Source organism: Actinophytocola xinjiangensis, assembly GCF_001921215.1.
In the GTDB taxonomy this organism is placed as follows: domain Bacteria; phylum Actinomycetota; class Actinomycetes; order Mycobacteriales; family Pseudonocardiaceae; genus Actinophytocola; species Actinophytocola xinjiangensis.
In genome coordinates this window covers 61673-86575 of the sequence record NZ_MSIF01000003.1, presented here as the reverse complement: position 1 = coordinate 86575, position 24903 = coordinate 61673, and the positions used below count along the sequence as shown (strand labels likewise).

Here is a 24903-nt window from a genome sequence, read left to right as displayed (position 1 = left end):
GTCACACCCTCCGCGCGCGGACGTGGGAGAACAGCCCGCCCGGGCGGACCAGCAGGACCGCCATCAGGATCACCAGACAGGCCAGCGGCACCAGCTCCGAGCCGACGTACCCGCTGACCAGGCTCAGCGCCAGCCCCAGGATCAGCCCGCCGGCCACCGCGCCGGGCGGGCTCTCCAACCCGCCGAGCACCGCCGCCACGAACCCGTACACCACCACGCCGTCCATGTAGGACGGGTGGACCAGCCCGCCGCCGGCGATCAGCAGCCCCGACAGCGACCCGACCAGCGCGGCCAGCGCCCAGCCCAGCGTCAGCATCCGGCCCACCCGCACCCCCAGCAGCCGGGAGATCTCCTGGTCGAACGCCGCCGCGCGCATCTTCAGCCCGAGGTCGGTGCCCCGGAACAGCAGCACCAGCAGCCCCATCACCACCATCACCGAGACGATCGTGAACACCCCGAACCCGGTCAGCGCGATCGTGGTGTCGCCGACCTGGAACCCGCGCAGCCCGAACGGCGCCGGGAACGACCGGTAGCGCGAACCGAAGACCAGCGCGGCCAGCGCGTGGATCACGATGAACAGGCCGAGCGTCAGGATCACCGCGTTGATCTCCGAACTGCCGGTCAGGTGCCGGACCACCAGCCGCTCCACCAGCGCGCCGAGCAGCAGGCCCGACACCAGCGCGACGGCGAAGCCGACCCAGTAGGACAGGCCGGCGTCGATGAGCACCAGCGCGAGGTAGGTGGTGATCATCGCCATCGGTGCCTGGGCGAAGTTGACGATCCGGGTCGCCCGCCAGATCAGCACCAGGGCGAGCGCGAACGCGGCATAGACCATGCCCAGTGTCAGTCCGGTGAGGACGGTCGTGATCAGCTGCTGCACGGGTTCTCCCTGGTCAGAATCCGAGGTAGGCGTGGCGGAGCTGCTCGTCCCCGGCGAGCGCGGCCGCCGTGTCGGACACGACCAGCCGGCCGAGGTTGAGCACGACACCCCGGTCGGCGATCGACAGCGCGCTGCGCGCGTTCTGCTCGACCAGCACCACGGTCAGCCCGTCGTCGGCGACCAGCGACGCCAGCAGGTCGAAGATCTGCACGACGATCCGCGGCGCGAGCCCCAGCGACGGCTCGTCGAGCAGCAGCACGGTCGGCTCGGCCATCAGTGCCCGCGCGATCACCAGCATCTGCCGTTCGCCGCCGGAGAGCACGTGCGCGGACTGCCGCCGCCGCTGGGCCAGCGCGGGGAACAACGCGTACGCCCGGTCGAGGTCACCGGCGCCGACCCGCCGCAGCCGCACCAGTCGGCCCAGGCGCAGGTTCTCCTCGACGGTCAGCTCGGTGATCACCCCACGGCCCTCCGGCACGTGCGCCAGCCCCAGCCGGGCCATCCGCTCGGCCGCGACCGTCGTCAGGTCGTGCTCGCCCAGGCGCACCGAGCCCCGGCTCGGCCGGACCAGCCCGGAGATCGTGCGCAGCAGCGTGGTCTTGCCGGCGCCGTTCGCGCCGAGCACCGCGGTGATCTGGCCGCGCGCGGCCGTGAAGCTCACCCCGTCCAGCGCGGTCACCGGCCCGTAGCCGGCGGTCAGGTCCTCGACGGCCAGCATCACGCCACGTCCTCACCGAGATAGGCGGCCAGCACCGCCGGGTGCTCGCGCACGTGGTCCGGGCCGCCGCGCGCGATGACCCGCCCGAAGTCGAGCACCACGATGTCGTCGCAGACGCTCATCACCAGGTCCATGTGGTGCTCGACGAGCATCACCGACGTGCGCGCGGTCAGCCCCCGGATCAGCTCGCCGATCTCGGCCATCTCGTCGTCGGCCAGGCCACCGGCCGGCTCGTCGAGCAGCAGCAGGTCCGGCTCGCCGACCAGCGCCCGCGCCAGCGCCACCCGCTTGCGCACCGGATAGGGCAGGCTCGCGGCGTACCGGCCGGCGACGTCGGCGATGTGCAGTTCGTCCAGCACGGCCAGCGCCCGGTCGGTCAGCGCGCGCTCGTCACGGTGGTGGCGGGGCAGGGCCAGCAGCGCCGGCCAGAACCCGGTGCGCACGTGCCGCCCGGCCCCGACCAGCACGTTGTCCAGCACGGTCATCCGGTCGAACAGCCCCAGGTCCTGCAGGCTGCGGGCGATGCCCAGCCCGGCGAGCCGGTGGGGCCGCAGGTCCGCCAGGACCTCACCGCGCCAGCGCAGCTCACCCGCGTCGGGCGCCACGAACCCGCAGGCGACGTTGAACAGGGTGGTCTTGCCGGCGCCGTTGGGCCCGATCACGCCGAGGACCTGGTGGGGGGCGACCGAGAGCGAGACGTCCGAGAGCGCGACGAGCCCGCCGAAGGTGACCGTCACACCGGACATCTCGAAACCAGTTGGTGGCACGCACGGACTCCCTACGCTGGGATGTGTGCGCCCACTGTGGTGCGCGGAGCACGATCGACGACATGGGCGCGGCGCCCAAAATCCGTCGTGCGAACCGACCCAATTCGCTCGCCGCGCTTGGTTGTTCTGTGCAGTGAGTGCCACTCTGACGGCCATGGACGTGGCCCGCCGCCCGCCGCCGGAGATGGCGGAGAAGATCGAACGCGCCTGGGCGTCGCTGCTCGGCCAGGCCGACGCGATCGCCGACGACATCACCCTCACGCTGCTCGAACGCGACCCGTACTGGTCCGAGCAGCGCCCCGACCGGCAGGCCGACCTGCGGGCCAGCAGCCGCGAGCACGTACGCAGCGGCATCCGCGCGATGGCCGGCCTCGGCGACACCGACCAGCGCGCGACCGACGTGTGGCGCGAGACCGGCCGGCTGCGGGCGCGCCAGGGCGTGCCGATGGACCGGGTGCTCAGCGCCTACACCCAGGGCACCCGCACGCTGTGGGAGGCGCTGCTGCGCCAGGGCTGGGACGAGAAGGTCCAGATCAACGAGCACCTGCTGGTGCTGGCCGGGCAGAAGCTGTGGGCCGCGCTGGACGTGCAGAACGCGGTGCTGGTCGAGGCCTACCGCCGCGAGGCGAACCGGTTGCAGCGCCAGAACCTCCAACGCCAGCAGAACTTCCTCGACGGCCTGGTCGAGGGGCGCGGCGCGGACCCCGAGTTCGCCAGGGAGGCCCGCGAGGCACTGGGCATCGGCCCGGACGAGCAGGTGGTGTGCGTGGTCGCCCCGTTCACCGACCCGCTCGACGAGCCGCTGCGCGCGCCGGAGGACCGGCTGGAGCGGGTGGGCCTGGCCTCCCACTGGCACGTGCGCGGCGGCAGCTTCTTCGGCCTGGTCCCGCGCGGCGGCCTGACGATGGAACAGCTGGTGGGCGCGCTGGAACCGTGCGTGGCCGGTCGGGTGGGGCTCGCGCCGTGCGCCGACGGTCTCGCCGGGTTCGCCACCGCCTACCAGCTGGCGTCGCGCACCGCCGAGTCGCTGCCAAGAGGCACCCAGCGGGTGGTGCCGCTGACCGACCGGCTGCCCGAGGTGCTGCTGGCCGGCAGCCCGGAGGTGGTGCCGGTGCTGGTGACCGAGACCGTCGGCGCGCTGCTGGCCCAGCCGGCGCCGCTGGCCCAGACCCTGCTGGACACCCTGGCCGCGCTGCTGGCCAGCGACGGGTCACCGACGCACGCCGCGCAGACCCTGTACTGCCACCGGAACACGGTGATCTACCGGATGAAGCAGATCGAGTCGCTGACCGGGCGTACGGTGGCGCGCCCGAAGGACAAGTTCGAGCTGGCGTTGGGCCTGCTCGCCACCGGGCGGCCCTTCCCAGGGTGAACCGGCGCGAGTTCCGTTACGTATCCGCCTGTACGCGGGCGCGACGAAACGGAGTCGAGTTGGGAAACCACCACGCGGCAACGGGTCTGTTCCAGCAGACCGCCCACAGTCCGTCGGTGTTCGAGCTGACGAGAAGGACGGGGGAGCAGCTGGTCGACTTCTGCATCCCGTGCAACCCGTACTTCCCGACTCCGGCGATGTTCGCCGAGATGGCGGCCAACCTGGAGCACGTGCTCCGGTTCTACCCGAGCGACTCCGCCACGATCGCCGCCGAGCTGTGCCGCCTGCTCGGTCTGAACCCGGCGACCCTGGCGATGGCCAACGGGTCCACGGAGTTGATCACCTGGATGGACCACCTGTGGTTCCGGGAGAGCGTGGCCGTGCCGATCCCCACGTTCGGCCGCTGGACCGACCAGCCGATGGAGACCGGCAAACGGGTCGACATGTTCCCGCTGCGCGAGGCGGACCGCTTCGCGCTCAACGTCGACGAGTACGTGCGGTTCGTGCGGGCCCGGCGCTCGCGGGTGGCGGTCCTGGTCAACCCCAACAACCCCGACGGCGGCTACCTTCCCCGGCGTGAGGTCCTGCGGTTCATGGACGAGCTGGCGGACCTGGACCTGGTGGTCGTCGACGAGTCCTTCATCGACTTCGTCGACGCCGAACGTGATCCGTCGGTCGCGACGGAGGCGGCGATCCGGCCGAACGTCGTCGTGCTCAAGAGCCTCGGCAAGAACTTCGGTCTGCACGGCATCCGGTTCGGGTACCTGGTGGCCAACCCCGGCCTGGCGTCGACGATGCGCGCGACGTTGCCGAAGTGGAACCTGAACTCGTTGGCGGAGATGGTCGTGTTCATGCTGCGCGACCACGGGGCGGAGTATCGGGAGAGCCTGCGGTTGCTGGCGCGGGACCGGTACAACATGGGGGCGTTGGTGTCGCAGTTGCCCGAGTTCACCGTGTTCCCCTCGCAGGGGAACTTCCTGTTGGTGAAGTTGCCGGTGGGGTTGGACGGGGTCGAGCTACGTGACCACCTGATCGGTCGGCACCAGGTGTTCATTCGTGAGTGTGGGAACAAGTTGGGGATGAGCAGTCAGTTCCTGCGCTTCGTGGTTCGGCCGAGTGGGGATGTGGGGCGGTTGGTGGAGGGGATCCGGGATTATGGACAGCCTCGGCGGGGGGACGAGTTGGCCCGTCGCCGTGAGAGGTCTGCCTGAGTAGCGGGTGTGGCCGTCCGACCACCAGGAGTTCCGGTGAAGTTTGATGTCAAGCGTGAGCACAAGGGGCTGTACGCGCCCCGGAACACCAGCTGGGTGCTGGTCGACGTGCCCGAGCTGACCTACCTCGCCGTGGACGGGCGTGGGGACCCCAACACCTCGCCGGACTACGCGGCGGCGGTGGAGGCCCTGTACTCCGTGGCCTACACCCTCAAGTTCGCCACCCGGCGGGACACCGGGCGGGACTTCGTCGTGGGACCGTTGGAAGGGCTGTGGTGGCACGCGGACCCCACGGTCTTCACCGCGCGGGACAAGGCTTCGTGGAACTGGACGATGCTGCTCCACCGGCCGGACTGGATCACCGGCGAGCAGCTCGACGACGCACGGACCTCGGCGATGGCGAAGAAACGGAACCCCGCCATCGCCGAGGTGCGGTCGTTGAGCCTGCGGGAGGGCCGCTGTGCCCAGGTGTTGCACGTCGGGTCCTATGACGACGAAGGCCCCGTTCTGGCCACCCTGCACGACGAGTTCCTGCCGGCCAACGGGCTGCGCGAGGCCGGGGACCACCACGAGATCTACCTCGGTGATCCCCGGCGGACCGAACCCGCCCGGCTGCGGACGGTGTTGCGGCAACCGGTCTCAGCCCAGTAGGTCCACCAGCTCGCGCAGCGCGCGGCCCAGCTCCGCGGCGAAGGTGTGCATCTGGTCGGCGACGTGCGTCGGCGTGCTCAGGTAGATGTTGAGCCTGTCGGCCAGCAGGACGTACGCGACGCCGATGCACTGCGGGCTGGTCGACCCGAAGCCGAAGAACTCGACGTTGGCCGACGGCGCCGAGCTGGTGGACAGGTAGTCGTCGCGCATCACCTGCCAGCCGGGGGAGTGGTAGAGGGGGTGGGACTCGGTCGCGCCGTCGCGGCGGGCGATCCGGTCCAGTTCCCACAGGTGTTGCTCGGGGGCGTCGCCCGCCTGGCACTCCTTGGCGCGGGCCACGTGGGCCGCGGCCGCCGCGCGGAAGGCGTCACGGCGGGTGTCCTGGTCCGACGTCGGGTCGTCCATCGTGGAGACGAAGGTGAAGATCTCGGGGGTGACCACGCGCATCGCCTCGGTGCGGCCGTGGCGGAACTGGCGGGTCGCGATCGACTCGTAGGTGGCGCCGGTGAGGCCCTTGGCCCTGCGGTGCGCCAGCTGGTAGGCCAGCTGGGCGAACGCGTCGGGGGACATCCCCAGCGACTTCGCCGTGTCCGCCCCGAAGTCGCGGAACGACACCGTCTCGGTCGCGGTGGCGGCGGCGAACGCCGCGAAGGCGTCGGCCGCCTCGCCGGCCGTCCGGCGCAGGTCCTCGTCCAGGGTGAACTCGACGGGGGAGATCAGCGGCTGGCCGGACGCCGTCGCGCGTTCACCGGGCTCCTCGCCGAGGATCGTGTCCAGGAAGCTCAGGATCGTCGTCCCGTCGAGCCCGCAGTGCTCGACGTTGATCCCCGCCGTGCCGTCGGCGAACACGATCAGCGAGAACGACTTGTCGAACCACCGGTTGCCGCTGTCACCGTGCAACAGCTGGTCACAGGCCTGCTTGGTGCCCTCCGGCGCGAGGTCCTCCAGGCACAGGCAGAACAGCGCCGACTCGACCTCCGTCAGCGCCGCCGCGTTGGCCTCGTCGGCCAGCAGCGACTCCCTGGCCGCAGCCCAGTCCGCGCGGCGCATCGTGGTGAGGTGGCCGGGCGCCGAGCGCCGGTCGTCGGTGAACGTGCCGGTCTTCATGATCGTGCGCAGCGCGTCGCCGATGTCCTCGCGGTCGTACGGGCGACCGTCGGGGGCCACCACGTCGACGCGGAACGGCGTGTCCCGGTAGAACACGATGATGTGGCGTTCGGTCGCCGGGCCGGGGTGCTCGGCGCTGTAGGGTGCCCGCGCGGTGTCCTGCACGGCACCCGGGATCCGCGCGGTGGCGAACAGGAACCGCTGCTGGGCCATCGACAGCGGCCGTCCACGCTGGACGGCCGGCGGGATCGTCTCCTCGTCGAGGCGCAGCTTGTAGTCGACGCTGGCGGACACCAGCCGCGCGGCCCTGGTCACCTGGTCCTCGTCGGACTCACCGAACAGGAAGAAGTAGTTGGCGTTGATCGCGATCGGGTCACGGCGGCCGAGGTAGCGGTGGTCCCAGAAGTCCTCCAGCCAGCTCGGCACGTCCGGGCGCGCGTCGTAGCGCTCCAGTGCCGCCTGCCACTCGTGGGCCCCGCCCTCCGGCGCGAGGAACGACTCGACCGCCGCCTCGGTCTCCGCGCGCTGCTCGGCGGTGAGCAGCGGCGCGGACCACTCCAGGAAGTGCCGGCAGGAGTCGGCCAGCGTCGGCACCGGCACCCGGGGCAGGTGCTCCTCGTTGCCGAACGTGCGGGAAGACAGGTTCACGTCAGGTCGTCCTTGTACTCGTCGATCGGTCGGGAATGGTGGAGCCGCGCGCACAGCCAGCCGCCGGTCTCCTGGTCGTCGGGTTCGACACCGTTGTCGCGCAGGGTGTCGAGGATCCGCTCCTGCTCCTCGGCCGAGGCGAACCGGCGCTGTCGGAACAGGCCAGGGGCCTCGGTGGTCCGGTAGCCGAGGTCGGTGAGGGCGTCGGCGATCGGCTCGTAGGAGAACATCCGCAGCACGAAGTGCGCCATCCACGGCCGGCGCTCGGGCAGCGTCGCGATCCTGGTGATCGTCCGCTCGGTGACGTAGCCGACGCACCCGGTCGACACGACCAGGTCCGCGCCGGAGAGCACGGCGCGCTGGCGGGGCGTCGGCTCCTCGTTCTCCAGGTCGGCCGACACGGTCTCGTCGAGGAACCCGGCGTCGTGGGCGTAGGCCAGCGCCGGCGCCGACACGTCCAGGCCGACGAACCGCGCCTGCGGCACGCGGTCGTCGCGGGTGCGCAGGAACTCGCGGTCGCGGTCGAGCAGGCCGTCGCGGTCGAGCCCGGCGGCCTCGTCGGCGGTGTAGTGCTCGTACAGGTCGTCCATGGTCGCCGCGCAGCGGAACAGCGCGGCGTTCACCCCGTAGGAGCAGCCGAGGTCGGCGACGGTCGGCTGGTCGACGCCTCGGCCGGCGCGGTACTCGTCGACCAGGGACGTCAGGTGTGGTTTGGCCAGCTGGGGGAGTTGGTAGCCGACCTCGCCCAGCGCGCGGAAGAACGGTCGTGGATCTGGCTCGGTGTAGACATGGTCGAACGAGAACTTTCCGGTCTCGTCGAGGGTCACCTGCGAGCCTCCTGAAGTTGTCATGTCACTGGTCAGTCGAGGAGTTGGTCGCCGCGGACCAGGTGCGCGGCCTCGTGCTCGGGCAGCACCCTGCCGAACAGTTGCCGGGTCCGCTCGGGGCTGCCGACGACACCGGGCCGCTGGCTGTAGGCGAAGATCGCGGTGTGGCGGGCGCGCTCGCCGCCCACGGTGCTGACCCGGTGCAGCGCGAACCGGCCGAGGAACAGCTGCAGGTCGCCCGGCCGCAGCTCCAGGCGCCGCACGAGGCGCTCGCCTCGGCCGTCGAGCACGGCGGCGACGTCGTCGAAGTTCTCCGCCTCGGCGGAGCGGATGTTCGGGCAGTACTCGAAGGTCCCGCCCTCGTCGGCCTCCTGGGTCAGCATGCTGACGGTGAACTCGTTGGTGTCGAAGTGCCACGGGTGCGCCCGACCTGGGGCGATCACGTTCAGGCACAGGCCGGACAGTGGGTCGGCCAGCTCGTGCAGCACCGGCAGCGAGAAGCAGTCGGCGACGAAGCGCTGGAACACCGGGCTGGTGTACAGCACCTGCAGGGCCGAGCCGGCGGGGATGTGGTCGCGGGCCACGAACGCGTTGCCGCGCTCCATGACCACCCGCCCGGGATGGTCCGCCGGCAGCGGCGTGTCCACGGCGATGTTGTAGGCGTTGACCCGCTCGACCTCGCCGTGGGCCAGCGGCGCTATCCGCGCGCACTCGGCCCGCAGCCGCTCCTGGAACGAGGGCCGGACGAAGTCCGCGAGCACGCTGCAGCCGACGTCGGCCAGCTCGGCACGTGTGCGCTCCACCGTGGCGCGCCACGCCGATCCACCCGGATCGGCCAGCGGATAACGCTCGGTGTCCACCACCTCATCCAGGGCCACCCCTAGATCGTGGCACACAGTAATCAGGTGACACTCGTGACACGCCACACACCGGGGACCCCGCCGCTCGCGGGGTCCCCGCCGGGTGTCAGAGCCGGATGGCTTTCCTGTTCATGAACTCCTCGATGCCCGCGGCGCCGAGTTCGCGCCCGATGCCCGAGCGTTTGATGCCGCCGAAGGGCAGGTCGGCGACCGATCCGCCGGCCCGGTTCAGGTAGACCATGCCGGACTCGATCCGCTCGGCGACCCGGCGCATCCTGGCCTGGTCGGTGCCCCACACGCTGGCCCCGAGCCCGAACGGCGAGTCGTTGGCGATCCGGACGGCCTCGTCCTCGTCGGCCGCGCGGAACACCACCACGACCGGGCCGAAGATCTCCTCGTGGTAGGCGTCCATCCCGGGCGTGACGTCGGTCAGCACGGTCGCCTCCAGGAACGCGCCCGGTCCCTCGACGCGGTGGCCGCCGGCCCGCAGGGTCGCACCCTGGCTCACGGCCGTGGCGATCTGCCCGGCCACCTCGTCGGCGGCGGCGACCGACGCGAGCGGGGGCAGCCTGGTCGCCGGGTCGGCCGGGTCACCCGGCTGGAAGTAGTCGCTGACGTGCTTGGACAGCTTGTCGACGAAGTCGTCGTAGAGGTCGGCAAGCACGATCATCCGCTTCGGCGCGTTGCACGACTGGCCGCAGTTGCGCATCCGCGCGGTCGCGACGTTCCGCACGGTTTCGTCCAGGTCGGCGCTGTCGAGGACGATCAGCGGGTCGGACCCACCGAGTTCCAGGACGGTCTTCTTGAGGTGCTTGCCGGCCTCGGTGGCCACCGAGATCCCGGCCGGTTCGCTGCCGGTCAGCGACACGCCCTGGATGCGCGGGTCGGCCAGCACCGCCGGGATCTGCCTGCTGGAGGCGTAGATGTTGACGTAGGCGTCGGTGGGCACACCGGCGTCGTGCAGCACGCGTTCGATGGCCGCCGCCGAGCGCGGGCAGATGGAGGCGTGCTTGAGCAGGATCGTGTTGCCGAGGACCAGGTTCGGCGCGACGAAGCGGGCGACCTGGTAGCAGGGGAAGTTCCACGGCATGACGCCCAGCAGCGCGCCGATGGGCTGCTTGACGATGACCGCGGGGCCGCTCTTGAGCGTCAGTGGCTCGTCGGCCAGCAGCGCGGCGGCGTTCTCGGCGTAGTAGGTGAAGATGTCGACGACGACGCCGACCTCGCCCCGGCCCTCGTTGATCCGTTTGCCCATCTCCAGCGTCATGGTCTCGGCGAGCTCGTCGGAGCGTTCGGCGAACAGTTCGGCCGCCCGCGCGACGATCGCCGCGCGCTCGGAGACCGGGCGATCCCGCCACGAGGAGAACCCGCGGTGCACGCGTTCGATCGCGTCCTGGACCTCCTCGTCGGTCGAGTTGGGGATCCGCTCGACCAGGTCGCCTGTCGCCGGGTTGGTGAGTGTGTACATGGGGGCGTGAGCCTCCGTTCCGCTGACACCGTGCTGGGCAGGACTTGAATACTGTATGCAATAAAGCCGCGTTTGCGAAGGGCTCCCGGTCCAGCCGACCCCGAATCGCCGTTCTGACCGGCGCGGCGGCCTGCTCACCTGGCCACGGCCCGGCGGGGCGGGGCGGCGTGCGGTAGGTAGAACGGCGGCATGAGCGAGAAGGTGGCCGTGCTCGGCACGGGGATCATGGGGGCGGGGATGGCGCGCAGCCTGCTGCGGGCCGGGGTGGACGTGACGGTGTGGAACCGCGACGCTCGGCGCGCCGAGCCGCTGGCGGCCGACGGCGCCCTGGTCGCCCCCGACCCGCCGTCGGCGGTGGCCGGCGCGGACGTCGTACTGACCATGCTGTTCGACGGCCCGGCGGTGACCGAGGTGATGACCGCCGCGCTGCCCGCCGTCGACCCGTCGGCCATCTGGCTCCAGTCCAGCACCGTCGGCCTGGAGGCGACGGCCGACCTGGTGTCGTTGGCCGACCGTTTCGGCGTGTCGTTCGTCGACGCGCCGGTGCTCGGCACCCGCCAGCCCGCGGAGCAGGGCAAGCTCACCGTCCTGGCGGCCGGCCCCGAGCCCCTGCGCGAGCGCCTGGCGACGGTCCTGTCGGCCGTCGCCGCACGGACCATCTGGGTCAGCTCCCGTCCCGGCGACGGTCACCGGCTCAAGCTGGTGGCCAACGCGTGGGTCCTGTCGATCACCGCGGCCACCGCGCAGAGCATCGCCCTGGCCGAGGGCCTTGGCCTGGACCCCAACCACTTCCTCGACGTGATCTCCGGCGGCCCGACCGACAGCGGGTACGCCCAGGCCAAGGGCCGCAACATGATCGCCGGCGAGTTCGCCCCGGCGTTCGCCGTCGACGGCGCGGCCAAGGACGCCGGCCTGATCCTCACCGCCCTCCGCGAGACCGGCGTCGACGACCGGCTGATGGCCGCCGTGCGGGCCCAGTTCGCGGCCGCCGTCACCGCCGGCCACGCCGGGGACGACATGTCCGCCGTCATCCGCGTGATGGCGCCCTGAGCGTCACGTCTCCCGGGGAGGGAGCAGGAGTTGGACCAGGCCCTGGGTGAAGGTGGGGCCGAGGTCGCCGTTGCGCAGGCCGCGCAGGACGATGGCGCCGATCAGGGCGTCGCCCAGTTCGGGGACCGGGGTGGTGGGGGGGAGTTGGCCGGCGGTGACGGCCTGGGTGAAGCGTTCGTCGAGCATTTCCCAGAGGCCGAGGCGGTCGTTGAGGATCGCGGCGACGTCGGGGTTCTCGGCGGCGGCGACGACCAGTGAGTGCAGCAGCCCGGCGTTGCCGGGGGCGTTGAGGAAGCCGACGATGTTGTCCAGCCAGCGGGTCACGTCAGCGTGCAGGTCACCGGAGTCGTCCGGGACGAACAGTTCCGGGAGCAGCAGGCGCTCGGCCAGGCAGTCGGCCACCAGCGCGCTGCGGGAGGGCCACCAGCGGTAGATCGTCTGCTTGCCGACCTTCGCCTCGGTCGCGACGCCCTCCATCGTGAGGTGGTCGTAACCGTCGGTCATCACGCGGCGGGCGGCGGCTTCCAGGATGGCGACGCGGGCCTCCTCGCTGCGTTTCGGGCCCCGACGCCCTGGTCCTGCCATGTTCGCGATCCTAGTTGTCGGCTAATGCGAGACACAACGTATCGTGCCGAGTAGTCGAGACGGGAGTGGCGTGTGGCGGAGTTCTTGTATCGAATCGGTCGGAACGCGGCCGGGCACGGGTGGCGGGTCATCGCCGTGTGGGCCGTGATCTTCGCGGTCGCGGGGGGTGGGTTCGCGCTGGGGTTCGGCACCCTGGCCAACAACTTCGACATCCCGGGCACGGCGTCCTCCGAGGTCATCGAGCGGCTGGAGGGCGAGTTACCGGAGTACAGCGGCGCCTCGGGCATGGTCGTCATCCACACCGAGGACGGCGCGGCGTTCACCGACGAGCAACGCACCGCCTACGCCGGCCTGATCGAGCGCGCCGGCCAGGAGCTGCCCGACGTCGCCGGGGTGGTCGACCCGTTCGCCGCCGAGGCGCAGCGGGCGGCGCAGGCCGCCGAGGTCGAGGGCGGCAAGGCCCAGCTGGAGCAGCAGGTCGCCCGGTTCGGCGGGGCCAGCCCCGAACTGGAGCAGCAGGGCGCGCAGCTGGAGGCGGCCTCGCGCATGCTCGACCTGGCCGACGGGATCCGCCTGGTCTCGGCGGACGGGTCGGTCGCCGTGATCAACGTCGGGTTCAGCACGCCGAGGATGGAGCTGTCCGACGAGACCCGCAACGGGGTCATCGACTTCTTCGACGGCAACCGGGTGGACGGGGTCGCGGTCGACTACTCCACCGACATCGCCCAGGGTGTGCCGGAGGTGTTCGGCGTCGCCGAGATCATCGGTCTGGTGATCGCCGGCACGGTCCTGCTGGTCATGCTCGGCACGGTCGTCGCCGCCGCGCTGCCGATCGTCACGGCGGTCGTCGGGGTGGGGATCGGGGTGCTGGCCTCGCTCGGGTTCTCCAGCGTGGTGCAGATGGCGTCGATCACGCCGGTGCTCGGCGTCATGCTGGGCCTGGCGGTCGGCATCGACTACTCACTGTTCATCGTCAACCGGCATCGCCGGCAGCTCGCCCACGGGATGTCGGTGCGGGAGTCGGTGGCGCTGGCCAACGGCACCGCCGGCAACGCCGTGCTGTTCGCCGGCTCGACGGTGATCGTCGCGCTGCTGGCGCTGAACATCACCGGCGTCTCGTTCCTGGGCATCATGGGAACCGTCGGCGCGGTCTGTGTCGCGGTCGCGGTGTTCGTCGCGGTGACCCTGACCCCGGCGATCCTCGGGCTGGTGGGGGAGCGGGTCCTTGGCGAGCGGGCCCGTGCCCGGCTGGCGGCCACCCCGTCCTCGGGCTCGGACGCGAAGCCGATGCGCACGCCGCGTGCCGTGCTGACCATCGTGGCCAGCGTGCTGGCGCTGCTGGTGATCGCGATCCCGGCGCTGTCCATGCGGCTGGGCCTGCCGGACGGGTCGTCAGAGCCCGCCGGCTCGACCACCAACCAGGCCTACGAGCTCACCGCCGACGCGTTCGGCGCCGGCACCAACGCCACCCTGCTGGTGACCGCCGACCTGCCCGCCGGCCTCGACGAGGCCGGTCGGGCCGGCGCCCAGCTGGAGATCTCCCAGGCGATCGACGAGGTCGGTGGTGTGGAGGCGATCGCGCCGATCGCGGTGTCCGACAGCGGTGAGCTGGCCGCGTTCCGGGTGGTGCCGGTCGACGGCCCGAACAGCGAGTCGACCGAGCAGCTGGTCCGTGACCTGCGCGGTGACGGTGTGCTGGACGGGACGTCCTACGCCGGTGTGGCGCTCGGTGTCGCCGGCCAGGCGGCGATCAACATCGACATCTCCGGGAATCTCGCCGACGTGCTGCCGGTGTACCTGCTGGTCGTGGTGGGCCTGTCGCTGCTGATCATGATCGTGGTGTTCCGGTCGATCCTGGTGCCGCTGGTGGCGACCGGCGGTTTCGTGCTGTCGTTGTTCGCGACCTACGGCGCGACGGTCGCGGTGTTCCAGTGGGGCTGGCTGGGTTCGGTGTTCGGCGTGACCACGACCGGGCCGATCCTCAGCTTCCTGCCGGTGATCCTGGTGGGCATCCTGTTCGGCCTGGCGATGGACTACCAGCTGTTCCTCGCCACCGGGATGCGGGAGGCCTACGTCCACGGCTCGGCACCGAAACTCGCCGTGGCACAAGGGTTCCGCGCTGGCCGGGCGGTGGTGACGGCGGCCGCGCTGATCATGGTGTCGGTCTTCGGCGGGTTCGTGTTCTCCGACTCGAACATCATCCGGTCGGTCGGTTTCGGGCTGGCCGTCGGCGTGCTGATCGACGCGTTCGTCATCCGGATGCTGCTGATGCCGGCGCTGATGCACCTGTTGGGGCGCTCGGCGTGGTGGCTGCCGCGCTGGCTGGACCGGGTGCTGCCCAACGTCGACGTGGAGGGGGCGGCGCTGGAACGCCGCCACCCCTAGCCGTCAGCCGTTGGGCCGCTTGCCGTGGTTGGCGGACCGCTTCTTACGGGTGGCTCGCTTGCTCGTGCGCTTGGACATCGGTGTCCTCCCCTACGGCCTGGGATGTGGTTCAGGGTACGAGGAAGAGGGCGGCACCACCAGAGCCGCCCTCTTCCTCTCGGACCCCCGACCCGCCGACGGGCAGCGCTAGGCACTGGCCAGTTGATCGGTCAGCTCGGGGTGGAACCCGGTCCAGTCGAGGCACACGCCGGCCTCCATCAGCCGCAGCTGGGCGGCGTCGAGCGCGTCGACGCCGGGGTTCTTGCGTGACATGGTGGGCACGACGATCACCGGGTCGGGCAGGTCCTCGGTCATCCGGCGCAGGTAGGTGCCCAGGACAGGGTGCGGGCCGACCTCGACGAGCACGTCGCAGCCCTGGTCGCCGACGACGCGGTCGATGGCGTCGGTGAAGCTGACCCGGTAACGCAGGTTGCGCCACCAGTACAGGCCGTCCAGCTCGGGACCGGTGACGCGTTCTCCGGTCAGCGCCGAGATCATCGGCATCCGGCTGGTCTCGCCGGCCATCCCGGCCAGGCCCTCGACGAGCATGTCGCGCACGGCGTCCATCGCCGGGCCGTGGTACGGGTAGTCCAGTCCGATGTCACGGAAGAACAGGCCCTGGCGTTCGGCGTGCTCGCCGACGACGAGCAGCCCGGCGGCCGAGCCGCACAGGGTCACGTCGCGCTGGCTGTTGGCGGCCGCGACGACGACGTCGGTTCCCAGTCCCAGCAACAGGTTCTCCGCGTCCGGGGCGCCGAGGCCGAGGACGGCCATCCGCCCGGTGCCGGCCGTCGCGGCCTGGGCGCGGGTGCGTTCGACGACCACCCAGCACGCCGTGTGCAGGTCGAGCATGCCGGCGCAGTAGGCGGCCGCGACCTCGCCGACGCTGTGGCCGGTGACGACCTGCGGGACGACGCCGCGGGCGGCGAGTGAGGCGACCATGCCGGCCTGGACCGCGAACAGCAGCGGCTGGGAGACGTCCACCAGGTCCCAGCTGGACAGGTTCGGGTTGGTCAGCTCGTCGAGGACCGACCAGCCCAGCATGGGGGTCAGCATCCGGTCGACGGTGGTGACCTCCGAGCGGAACACCGCGTCGGACTCCAGCAGTTCGCAGCCCATGCCGGCCCACTGGGAACCGTTGCCGTCGAAGACGAAGCAGGTGCGGCCCCGGCGCAGGCCGGTGGCCGGCGTCTGGTCGAACACCGGGCGCCGCTCGGGACGCGGGTAGGCGGTGGGGGCCAACTGGTCCCGCCCGGGGACGGCGAGCACCACCGGGGTGTCGCCGCCCGGGCGGACGAGCGCGAGGACGGCGTCGTTCGCCGACAGAGCCGTCACGGGGAGATCACGGGCAACCGACATGGACATTGCTGCACACACCTTCACATGGATTCCAGAACGAACATTGAGAAAGCTAGCCGATGGGTTCGGAATCTGGGGCATCGACACGGGAATATCGCCCGATTGGGGGTGACTCAGCTGACACGGCAAACAGTGATCAACTCGCGTCATACACATTGCTCGCCGGCAATAAATGAATATTCTCCGCGCTGAGACTTCCCTTATACCATGTTGGTTCTGTGTGAGATCAGCCAGGTCGGGGCGATCGAAGATCGACTGACGCGCCCTGTGGACGAGGCTCGGTGACCATTCGTCCGGCATATTGCTGGCGGCAGGCTACATGTTTCACGCTTTGATTGCTGAGCATATGTCTACCTATTTTTAGGGTGCCCTGTGGAAACGTATCCGGGACCCGATAGGGGTGGAACCGCAGCGTGCTGGCGCTTTCGTCGGCGTGTCGTCACGCCAATCACGGTCCGGTGGCGACGACTGTTCGCCCCCTGGCTCGACCGGTCGGGGGCGGCAGATTTCCAACGTTGGCACATCGTTGTAACCGGGTTACCCTCACAAGCATGGCCACGCTCAGGGACGTCGCGGTGCTCGCCGGGGTGTCCGTCAAGACCGTGTCGAACGTGGTCAACGGCTACGACTTCGTGAAGCCGGAGAACCGGCGCCGGGTCGAGGACGCGCTCGTCGCCACCGGGTACCGGCCCAACGTCGGCGCCCGCAACCTGCGGCGGGGCCGCACCGGGTTCCTCGCCCTCGTGGTGCCCGAGCTGAGCATCCCGTACTTCGGCGAGCTCGCCGGCGGGGTCATCGCCGCCGCCGCCCGGCTCGACTGGAACGTGCTCATCGAACAGACCCAGGGCGACCGGGCACGCGAACGCGACACCCTCGCCGCCCTCGGCCCGCACCTGGTCGACGGCGCGCTGGTCAGCCCGCAAGCCGCCGAGGCCGACGACCTCACCGGTCTCGGCGTGCCGGTCGTGCTGCTCGGCGAGCACCCGCTCGCGCTGCCCTTCGACCACGTCGGCATCGACAACGTCCTGGCCGCGCACACCGCCGTGCGGCACCTGATCGACATCGGCCGCCGCCGGATCGCGGTCATCGGCCAGCACCCCACCCGGGGCACCGCCGCCCAGCGGCTGACCGGCTACCACGCCGCGCTCACCGAAGCCGGCCTTCCCCGTCGCGACGACCTGGTCGCCGAGGCGCTGCGCTACCACCACCGCGACGGCGCGCTGGCCATGGACCGGCTGCTGGACCTGCCCGAGCCCCCGGACGCGGTGTTCTGCTTCAACGACATGCTCGCCCAGGGCGCGGTCCGCGCGGTCGTCGACCGGGGCCTGCGCGTGCCCGGCGACGTCGCCATCGTCGGCTTCGACAACGCCGACCACAGCGCCTACAGCGTCCCCTCGCTGACCACCATCGCCCCGGACAAGGTCGCGCTCGCCGAGGCGGCGGTCGACCTGGTCCACCGCCGGCGCGCCGACCCGGACTTCCCGCCCGAGGACATCCCGATCCCGTTCACCCTGCAGATCCGCGAGAGCACGACCCCCTAACCGAATACCGGCACCAGGAAACCCCTGCCCCTGGAGCAGACATGCCCGTACCTCGACGTACGTTCCTGGCCGGCGGCGCCATCGCCGTCGGCACCCTCCTCACCCCCGGCGCGGCCGCCGACCGGCGTGCCGACACCCTCAGGCCCCCGGCGTTCCAACGTCTCCTTCCGGGAGCCGTCCGCGCCCAGGGCTGGCTCGCCACCCAGCTCGACCGTCAGCGCGAGGGCCTCAACGGCCGGTTCCAGGAGATCTCCCACTTCCTGCGCCACGACGACAGCGGCTGGGTGCACCCCGACCGCCCCGGCTGGGAGGAACTTCCCTACTGGCTACGCGGCTTCGGCGACCTCGGCTACGTCACCGGCGACGCCAGGGTGCTGGCCGACACCGAACGCTGGATCGAGTCGGTCATCGCCACCCAGGCCCCCGACGGCTACTTCGGCCCGTCGGCGCACCGCTCGTCGCTGGCCGGTCACGCCGACCTGTGGCCGCACATGCCGATGCTGCACGCGCTGCGCTCGTGGGCCGAGTACCACGACGACCGGCGCGTCGACGACCTGCTCACCCGCTACTTCCGTTACGTGGCCGGCCAACCCGACGCGGTGTTCACCGACGGCTGGGGCACCACCCGCTGGGGCGACACCATCGACGTGCTGTGCTGGCTGCACGAACGCACCGGCGACCCGGCGCTGCTCGACCTCGTGCACCGCGTCCACGCCCGCTCGGCGAACTGGGTCGACAACCTGCCCACCCCGCACAACGTCAACATCGCGCAGGGTTTCCGCGAACCGGCCCAGTACTGGCGCCTGTCCGGCGACGACACCCACCGGGGCTCGCCCTACCGGGTGTACGACCGGATCATGGCCGCCCACGGCCAGTTCCCCGGCGGCGGTTTCGCCGGCGACGAGAACCTGCGCCCCGGCTACGGCGACCCGCGCCAGGGGTTCGAGACCTGCGGTGTGGTCGAGCTGATGGCCAGCCACGAGCTGCTCACCAGGATCACCGGCGACCCGCTGTGGGCCGACCGCACCGAGGAGCTGGCGTTCAACGCGCTCGCTCCCAGCCTGGACCCGCTCGGGCGCGTGTGCCACTACGTGACCAGCGCCAACTCCGTGCACCTCGACGACGTGCCCAAGCGGCGCCGCCAGTTCCAGAACGGTTTCGCCATGCAGGCCTACCAGCCGGGCGTCGACCAGTACCGCTGCTGTCCGCACAACTACGGCCAGGGCTGGCCGTACTTCGTCGAGGAGATGTGGCTGTCCACTCCGGACGGTGGGCTGGTGGCCGCGCTGTACGGGCCGTGCACGGTGAGCGCTGGCGGGGTCACGGTCGTCGAACGCACCGACTACCCGTTCGGCGACACCGTCACCTTCCGGTTCTCGCTGCCGTCGCCGCGCGCGTTCCCGTTCGCCGTGCGCGTGCCCGGCTGGTGCCCCGACCCGGCGCTGACCGTCAACGGCACCGCCGTCCCGGCCGCCGGCGGCCCCCGGTTCGTCACCGTGCACCGCACCTGGAGCGAGGGCGACACGGTGGTCCTGCGCCTGCCGATGCCGCCGCGAACCCGGGTGTGGCAGCACAACCACGCGGTGTCGGTGGACCGGGGTCCGCTGACCTTCTCCCTGCGGATCGACGAGCTGTGGCGCCGCTACGGGGGGACCGAGGCGTGGCCCGAGTACGAGGTCACCGCCGGCTCGGCGTGGAACGTGGCCCTGGTGCCCGGCGCGCCGCTGACCGTCGGCACCGGCGGCGACCTCGACGACCCGTTCACCCTCGACGGCGCCCCGGTCCGGATCACCACCCAGGCCAGGGACGTCCCGGACTGGACGGCCGACGACGAGAACGTCGTCGCCACCCTGCGCGGCGGCCCGGTCGCCACCACGGCCCCGGCCCGCACGGTGACCCTGGTGCCGATGGGTGCCGCGCGGCTGCGGATCACCGCGTTCCCCCAGGCCGGCGGGACGCTCGGCTGGGGCGCGCCGGGGGTGCGCTGCCGGATCCAGAACCGCAACAGCGGCAAGGTCCTGGCCATCGACGGCATGTCGACGGCCAACGGCGCGCGGATCGTGCAGTTCGACGACAACGGCACCGCCGACCACCGCTGGCGGCTGGTGGACTGCGGCAACGGCCGGGTGAAGGTCGCCAGTGCGCACTCCGGTCGGGTGCTGGCCGTGGACGGTGCGTCCCCGGTGAACTCGGCGCCGGTGGTGCAGTTCGATGACGACGGCGCGACCGACCACGTGTGGGAGCTGCTGGACAACGGCGACGGCTGGTTCCGGCTGCGCAACCGGCACTCCGGCAAGGTCCTTGGCGTGGACCTGATGTCGACCCAGAACTCCGCGCCGGTCGTGCAGTTCGACGACAACGGCACCGCCGACCACCTGTGGCGGATCCTGCCCGACGGGTTCGTCCAGATCCGCAACCTCAACTCCACCAAGGTCCTTGGCGTCGACCGGATGTCCACCGAGGACTCCGCGCGGGTGGTCCAGTTCGCCGACAACGGGACGGCCGACCACGACTGGGAGTTCCTGCCCGACGCCGACGGGTACTTCCGGATCCGCAACCGCAACTCCGGCAAGGTGCTCGCGGTGGACCGGATGTCGAGCGCCGACTCCGCGTGGGTGGTGCAGTTCGCCGACAACGGTACCCGCGACCACCTGTGGCGGCTGCGCCCGAGCACCGACGACTTGTGGCGGGTGCAGAACGCGAACTCGGGCAAGGTGCTGGCCGTGGACGGCATGTCGCACGCCGACTCGGCGCAGGTCGTCCAGTTCGCCGACGCCGGGACGCCCGACCACCTCTGGCAGCTGTCGTGACGGCCGCGTCACTGCTCGCCACGGTCCTGGTGGTGGGCCTGCTCGACGTACCGGCGGCGACCGAGGTCCCACCGGTCCCACAGGTTCCGCAGGCGCCCCAGGCCGTCGTGTGCTTCCTGCACTGCGACACCCTGGACCCGTCCCGGGCCGGGGAGGAGACCTTCCCGGTGCCCGAGCGTGACCTCAACGGCCGCCGGCTGGTCCTTCACGTGTCCGATGTGGACGGTATGGCGTGGGGCAGCATCGACGAGGGCACCACCGGCGACGCGGTGTGGCTGGACCGTTCCTGGGACGGCGGCGCCACCTGGGAGGGCCTGCTCGGCAAGGCCGCCATCCCGCCGTCCTGGACCGGCACCCGCACCCTCATGTACAACGTCTCCGATCCCGGCGGCCACCGCCGGGGCGTGATCAGGGCGTGCGGTGACGCGGCCGGGGTGACCTGCACCGACTGGGTCCACCCCACGGTGTGCGACACCCGCTGCGACCGCACCGACGCCGGCCTGGCCGACGGTGACCTCGCACCGGTGCCGCCCACGACGCTGTTCGGCCGCACGATCCGGCTGCACGTCGACCGGGGCGGGATGGCGTGGGGCACCATCGAGGCCGGCGGCCCGGGCGACGAGATCTGGCTGGACCGCTCCTGGGACGCCGGTGTCAGCTGGCCGGGCGGCTCGTCGCTGGGCCGGACCTCGGCCACCGGCACCGGCGCGACCACCACGATGTTCGCCACCCGCGACCCGCGTGGCCGCCACTACGGCGGGGCGGTCCGCGCGTGTGGCCGCGCCGAGCCCTACCAGCAGGGCAGTTGCACGGCGTGGGCGCGCCCGGCCTCGGCCCGCGCCGCCGCGTCGGCCGACGCCCTGCTGTACTCCTACGACCCGTACCAGGGTTGGTGGCGTGGCAGCTGGTGGAACTCGGCGGCCACGCTCACCGCCGTCATCGCCTACGCCGCCCGCACCGGCGACCGCCGCTACGACTGGGTGATCGCCCGCACCTTCGACCGCAACCGGGGCAGCTTCCCGGCCGGCGAGCGCGGCACCGACCCGATCGAGGGCGACTTCGTCAGCCGCTCGATCGACGACAGCGCCTGGTGGGCGCTGGCCTGGGTCGCGGCCTACGACCACACCGGCGAGTCCCGCTACCTCGACATGGCCGTCACCATCGCCGAGTACGTGCACGGATTCTGGGACCCGGCGACCTGCGGCGGCGGCGTGTGGTGGGACCGCGAACGCACCTACAAGAACGCGGTCACCGCGGGCCAGTACCTGCGGCTCACGGCGTCGCTCGCCCGGCGGGTCCCCGCCGACACCCGCTGGCTCGGCCGCGCCCGCACGGCCGCCGACTGGTACCTGGGCAGCGGTCTGGTCAACGCGGCGAACCTGGTCAACGACGGCCTGACCCGCGACTGCCGCAACAACGGCCAGCCGGTCTGGACCTACAACCAGGGCCTGGCCATCGGAGGCCTCACCGAGGCGTGGCGGGCCACCGGCGACGTCGGCTACCGCGACGCGGCCGTCCGGCTGGCCGACGCCGGCACCACCAGCCCGGTGCTGGTCAGCGGCGGCGTGCTGACCGAACGCTGCGACCAGAACACCTGTGACGACAACCAGAAGCAGTTCAAGGGCATCTTCGTCCGCTACCTCGCCGACCTGGCGTCGGTGACCGGTTCACCGGCCCACCGGGCGTTCCTGCGCACCCAGGCGGACTCCGTCTGGTCAGCCGCCCGCGACCCGCTCAACCGGCTGGGCCAGCGGTGGGCGGGCGGCGACCCCAACCCGACCGACTGGCGTACCCAGGCGAGCGGCCTCGAAGCGCTCACCGCCGAATGAGGGAGAACCCATGAGACGGATCCTCGCCGCCACCGCGGCGTCGCTGATCGCGGCGACCGCCGTCGTCGCGCTCGCCCCGGCCGCGCAGGCGGCCGAGTGGCTACCCAAGACACCGCCGCTGACCACGCCGTGGACGAGCCAGGTGTCGCCGACCAACGCCCTGCCCGACTACCCGCGCCCGCAGCTGGTGCGGGCGGACTGGCTCAACCTCAACGGCGTGTGGGAGTTCACCGGCGCGCCGAACATCGACTCGCCACCGGTGGGGCAGACCCTCCCGGAGGGCGTGCTGGTGCCCTACCCGATCGAGTCGGCGCTGTCAGGCATCCAGCGGCACGAGGACAACATGTACTACCGCCGCACGGTGACCATTCCGTCCACCTGGGACGGACGGCGGGTCAGGCTCAACTTCGGCGCGGTGACCTGGGAGACCAGGGTGTGGGTGAACGGCACCCGGGTCGGCACGCACACCGGCGGGTTCGACCCGTTCTCCTTCGACATCACCGACGCCCTGCGCGCCGGGAGCAACGAGATCATCGTCGGCGCGCGCTCGACGATCGACGGCAGCACGTATCCGATCGGCAAGCAGCGGCGCGACCCGAGCGGCATCTGGTACACGGCGGCGTCCGGGATCTGGCAGACGGTGTGGCTGGAACCGGTGCTGGCCAACCACATCACCCGCCTGGACACCGTGCCGGACGTCCCGGCCGGGGTGCTCGACCTGGTGGTCCAGGGCAGTGCCGGCCAGCAGGTCCGCGCCGAGGTGCTCACCGGTGGCACGGTCGTCGGCTCGGCCACCGGCACCACCGGGACGCACCTGCGGGTGCCGGTGCCCAACGCGCGCCTGTGGTCGCCCGACGACCCGTTCCTCTACGACCTGCGGGTGAGCATGGGCGCCGACGTGGTCACCGGGTACTTCGGCATGCGGTCGCTGGGCAAGGCGGTCGTCGGCGGGGTGATGCGACCGCTGCTCAACGGCAAGTTCGTCTTCCAACTCGGCACGCTCGACCAGGGCTACTGGCCGGACGGGATCTACACCGCGCCGACCGACGAGGCCCTGCGGTTCGACCTGGAACGCCAGAAGGCCTTGGGCTTCACCATGGTCCGCAAACACATCAAGGTGGAGCCGGCCCGCTGGTACTACTGGGCCGACCGCCTCGGTCTGATGGTGTGGCAGGACATGCCGGCCCTGGACGCCGTGGACGACGTGCCGGCACGGGCGCACGCGAACTTCGAGTCCGAGCTGACCCGGATGGTGGAGAACCTGAAGGGGATCACGTCGATCGTGCAGTGGGTGCCGTTCAACGAGGGCTGGGGCGAGTACGACAACGGGCGGATCGTCGACCTGGTGCGGTCGCTGGACTCCAGCCGCCTGATCAACCACAACTCTGGCTCGAACTGCTGCGTGTCCGACCCCGAGCCGGCCAACGGCGACATCATCGACGACCACGCCTACCAGATGTCCTCGGGCACCCGCCTGCCGACGGCGACGCGGGTCGCGGTGCTGGGGGAGTACGGCGGCCTTGGCCGGCGGGTGGTCGGTCACGAGTGGGAGCCGGGTGCCGGGTTCGCCTACGGTGACCTGTATCCCGACGAGACGTCGCTGACCAACCGGTACGTCGAGATCACCCGTGAGGTCGGCCGGTTCGTGCAGACCCGGGGCCTGTCCGGTTCGGTGTACACCGAACCGTACGACCTGGAGAACGAGGTCAACGGCTTCTACACCTACGACCGCCGGATCATGAAGATGACCGCGGCGCGGGTCGCCGAGGTCAACCGCCGGGTGCTCGCCCAGGCGGCCGGCACCGAGGTCGGCCGGGGCGAGGCGGTGTCGCTGCGGGTGACGACCCCCGGGTACACCAACCGGTACCTGCGCCACCAGGACAGCCTCGCGCGCACGGACGTGGACAACGGAACGGACCTGCTGCGCCGGGACGCGACGTTCCTGGCGCGGCCCGGGTTGGCGGACGCGTCGTGCCTGTCGTTCGAGTCGCGCAACCAGCCGGGCCGGTACCTGCGCCACGTCAACTGGCGTGTCCGGCTGGACGCGCCGGACGGCACGGCCGGTTTCACCGCCGACGCGACGTTCTGTGCCCGGTCGGGCCAGGGCGCGACGGCACTGGAGTCGTACAACAACCCCGGCGCGTTCGTGCGGCACTACAGCGAGTCGGTGTACCTGGCCCGGCAGGGCGGCCCCAACCCGTGGGACACGGCGACGAGCTTCGGCCCCGACACGACGTGGGCGTCGGTGATTCCCCTGTGGCGCAGCACGGTCGACCTGCCCGTGGACCAGACGAGGTCGCTGCGGGTGACGACACCGGGGTTCACCGACCGCTACCTGCGCCACCAGGCGGGGGTCGCCCGCACCGACGTGGTGACCGCCGCGAGCCCCGCGCTGCTGAAGTCCGACGCGACGTTCGTGGTGCGGCGGGGTCTGGCCGATCCGTCGTGCTACTCGTTCGAGTCCCGCAACTTCCCCGGCAGCTACCTGCGGCACCAGGCCTACCGGGTTCGGTTGGCGGCCATCGAGAACACCGACCTGTACCGGCGGGACGCCACGTTCTGCGCGTCCCCGGGCTCGGGGTCGGCGACGGTGCGCCTGTCGTCGGTCAACGAGTTGGGGACGAACGTGCGCCACTACGCGGAGGAGGTGTGGGTGGCCTCCAACGGCGGCGCGCACCCGTACGACGCCCCGAGTTCCTACGACCTCGACGTGAGCTGGTCGGTGGCCCCGGCCTGGACGCCATAGCGTTGCGGCACACCAAATGATACGGTGATACGCGTTACGATCCTCTGTAT

General features: G+C 71.3%; 19 protein-coding genes. 9 read left to right on the top strand and 10 right to left on the bottom strand.

Translation table 11 applies throughout. The annotated features are described in order from the left end of the window. Position 1 precedes the first annotated feature (1 nt). Genes BLA60_RS08220 through BLA60_RS08210 form a run of 3 tightly spaced genes read right to left on the bottom strand, consistent with a single transcriptional unit; the run spans position 2 to position 2344 of the window. The gene (locus BLA60_RS08220) at positions 2–880 is read right to left on the bottom strand and encodes a branched-chain amino acid ABC transporter permease (protein ID WP_075132196.1); all 879 of its coding nucleotides are present in this window, start codon (positions 878–880) and stop codon (positions 2–4) included. A gap of 13 nt (positions 881–893) precedes the next feature. Continuing rightward, positions 894–1598: an ABC transporter ATP-binding protein gene (locus BLA60_RS08215; protein ID WP_075132566.1), complete on the bottom strand. Its 705-nt coding sequence runs from the start codon at positions 1596–1598 to the stop codon at positions 894–896. Further along, the gene (locus BLA60_RS08210) at positions 1598–2344 is read right to left on the bottom strand and encodes an ABC transporter ATP-binding protein (RefSeq protein WP_075132195.1); all 747 of its coding nucleotides are present in this window, start codon (positions 2342–2344) and stop codon (positions 1598–1600) included. Before BLA60_RS08210 ends, BLA60_RS08215 begins: the two co-directional genes overlap by 1 nt. Before the next feature lie 175 nt (positions 2345–2519). Between BLA60_RS08210 and BLA60_RS08205 the strand changes: the two genes are divergently transcribed. The 3 genes from BLA60_RS08205 (at position 2520) to BLA60_RS08195 (ending at position 5599) form a co-directional block, all read left to right on the top strand. Next, on the top strand, positions 2520–3737 hold the full coding sequence (locus BLA60_RS08205) for a PucR family transcriptional regulator (protein WP_075132194.1): 1218 nt from the start codon (positions 2520–2522) through the stop codon (positions 3735–3737). Between the two features lie 116 nt (positions 3738–3853). Beyond that, positions 3854–4948 (top strand): pyridoxal phosphate-dependent aminotransferase, encoded by a 1095-nt coding sequence (locus BLA60_RS08200; protein WP_245811885.1) that lies wholly within the window; start codon positions 3854–3856, stop codon positions 4946–4948. Positions 4949–4984: 36 nt separating this feature from the next. Beyond that, entirely contained in the window at positions 4985–5599 is a 615-nt protein-coding gene (locus tag BLA60_RS08195) for a GyrI-like domain-containing protein (RefSeq protein WP_075132192.1), read from the top strand. On the opposite strand, the gene BLA60_RS08190 is transcribed toward BLA60_RS08195, so the two are convergent. From BLA60_RS08190 to BLA60_RS08175, 4 genes are all read right to left on the bottom strand, one after another. Further along, the gene (locus BLA60_RS08190; protein ID WP_211288644.1) at positions 5588–7354 is read right to left on the bottom strand and encodes a choline/carnitine O-acyltransferase; all 1767 of its coding nucleotides are present in this window, start codon (positions 7352–7354) and stop codon (positions 5588–5590) included. The genes BLA60_RS08195 and BLA60_RS08190 overlap by 12 nt on opposite strands. Next, a complete protein-coding gene (locus BLA60_RS08185) occupies positions 7351–8181 on the bottom strand; it encodes a class I SAM-dependent methyltransferase (protein ID WP_154814214.1) in 831 nt (276 codons plus the stop codon). Before BLA60_RS08185 ends, BLA60_RS08190 begins: the two co-directional genes overlap by 4 nt. Positions 8182–8213: 32 nt before the next feature. Beyond that, positions 8214–9059, bottom strand: coding sequence for a HalD/BesD family halogenase (locus BLA60_RS08180; RefSeq protein ID WP_245811884.1), 846 nt, complete (start codon positions 9057–9059; stop codon positions 8214–8216). A gap of 88 nt (positions 9060–9147) precedes the next feature. Beyond that, on the bottom strand, positions 9148–10509 hold the full coding sequence (locus tag BLA60_RS08175) for an NAD-dependent succinate-semialdehyde dehydrogenase (protein ID WP_075132190.1): 1362 nt from the start codon (positions 10507–10509) through the stop codon (positions 9148–9150). A gap of 189 nt (positions 10510–10698) precedes the next feature. On the opposite strand from BLA60_RS08175, the gene BLA60_RS08170 reads away from it, so the two are divergent. Then, on the top strand, positions 10699–11559 hold the full coding sequence (locus BLA60_RS08170; RefSeq protein ID WP_075132189.1) for an NAD(P)-dependent oxidoreductase: 861 nt from the start codon (positions 10699–10701) through the stop codon (positions 11557–11559). Between the two features lie 3 nt (positions 11560–11562). Here BLA60_RS08170 and BLA60_RS08165 read toward each other — a convergent pair whose 3' ends face one another. Then, positions 11563–12144, bottom strand: coding sequence for a TetR/AcrR family transcriptional regulator (locus BLA60_RS08165; protein ID WP_075132188.1), 582 nt, complete (start codon positions 12142–12144; stop codon positions 11563–11565). A 72-nt stretch (positions 12145–12216) separates the two neighbouring features. Here BLA60_RS08165 and BLA60_RS08160 point away from each other — a divergent pair, with 72 nt between their 5' ends. Continuing rightward, positions 12217–14529, top strand: coding sequence for an MMPL family transporter (locus tag BLA60_RS08160; protein WP_075132187.1), 2313 nt, complete (start codon positions 12217–12219; stop codon positions 14527–14529). 3 nt (positions 14530–14532) lie between these two features. Here BLA60_RS08160 and BLA60_RS46510 read toward each other — a convergent pair whose 3' ends face one another. Together BLA60_RS46510 and BLA60_RS08150 are read right to left on the bottom strand one after the other, a co-directional pair. Continuing rightward, positions 14533–14607, bottom strand: a complete 75-nt coding sequence (locus BLA60_RS46510) for a 50S ribosomal protein bL37 (RefSeq protein WP_425427046.1) — start codon at positions 14605–14607, stop codon at positions 14533–14535. Between the two features lie 108 nt (positions 14608–14715). Next, entirely contained in the window at positions 14716–15903 is a 1188-nt protein-coding gene (locus BLA60_RS08150) for an acyltransferase domain-containing protein (protein ID WP_075132185.1), read from the bottom strand. A gap of 575 nt (positions 15904–16478) precedes the next feature. On the opposite strand from BLA60_RS08150, the gene BLA60_RS08145 reads away from it, so the two are divergent. From BLA60_RS08145 to BLA60_RS08130, 4 genes are read left to right on the top strand one after another with little or no spacing between them, the layout of a single operon-like run. After that, complete coding sequence (locus tag BLA60_RS08145; RefSeq protein WP_075132184.1) at positions 16479–17468, top strand: LacI family DNA-binding transcriptional regulator; 990 nt, start codon at positions 16479–16481, stop codon at positions 17466–17468. A gap of 41 nt (positions 17469–17509) precedes the next feature. Then, positions 17510–20278 carry an RICIN domain-containing protein gene (locus BLA60_RS08140; RefSeq protein WP_075132183.1) on the top strand — a complete coding sequence of 923 codons (2769 nt, stop codon included), beginning with the start codon at positions 17510–17512 and terminating at the stop codon, positions 20276–20278. Further along, on the top strand, positions 20275–22107 hold the full coding sequence (locus BLA60_RS08135; protein WP_075132182.1) for a glycoside hydrolase family 76 protein: 1833 nt from the start codon (positions 20275–20277) through the stop codon (positions 22105–22107). Before BLA60_RS08140 ends, BLA60_RS08135 begins: the two co-directional genes overlap by 4 nt. A 10-nt stretch (positions 22108–22117) precedes the next feature. Continuing rightward, the gene (locus BLA60_RS08130; RefSeq protein ID WP_075132181.1) at positions 22118–24853 is read left to right on the top strand and encodes an AbfB domain-containing protein; all 2736 of its coding nucleotides are present in this window, start codon (positions 22118–22120) and stop codon (positions 24851–24853) included. Positions 24854–24903: the final 50 nt, after the last annotated feature.

Excerpts from the sequence above, each read along its gene's own strand:
- BLA60_RS08215 (WP_075132566.1), bottom strand. The coding sequence starts at position 1,598 with ATGCTGGCCGTCGAGGACCTGACCGCCGGCTACGGGCCGGTGACCGCG.
- BLA60_RS08210 (WP_075132195.1), bottom strand. The coding sequence starts at position 2,344 with ATGTCCGGTGTGACGGTCACCTTCGGCGGGCTCGTCGCGCTCTCGGAC.
- BLA60_RS08145 (WP_075132184.1), top strand. The coding sequence starts at position 16,479 with ATGGCCACGCTCAGGGACGTCGCGGTGCTCGCCGGGGTGTCCGTCAAG.
- BLA60_RS08205 (WP_075132194.1), top strand. The coding sequence starts at position 2,520 with ATGGACGTGGCCCGCCGCCCGCCGCCGGAGATGGCGGAGAAGATCGAA.
- BLA60_RS08175 (WP_075132190.1), bottom strand. The coding sequence starts at position 10,509 with ATGTACACACTCACCAACCCGGCGACAGGCGACCTGGTCGAGCGGATC.
- BLA60_RS08170 (WP_075132189.1), top strand. The coding sequence starts at position 10,699 with ATGAGCGAGAAGGTGGCCGTGCTCGGCACGGGGATCATGGGGGCGGGG.
- BLA60_RS08140 (WP_075132183.1), top strand. The coding sequence starts at position 17,510 with ATGCCCGTACCTCGACGTACGTTCCTGGCCGGCGGCGCCATCGCCGTC.
- BLA60_RS08130 (WP_075132181.1), top strand. The coding sequence starts at position 22,118 with ATGAGACGGATCCTCGCCGCCACCGCGGCGTCGCTGATCGCGGCGACC.
- BLA60_RS08165 (WP_075132188.1), bottom strand. The coding sequence starts at position 12,144 with ATGGCAGGACCAGGGCGTCGGGGCCCGAAACGCAGCGAGGAGGCCCGC.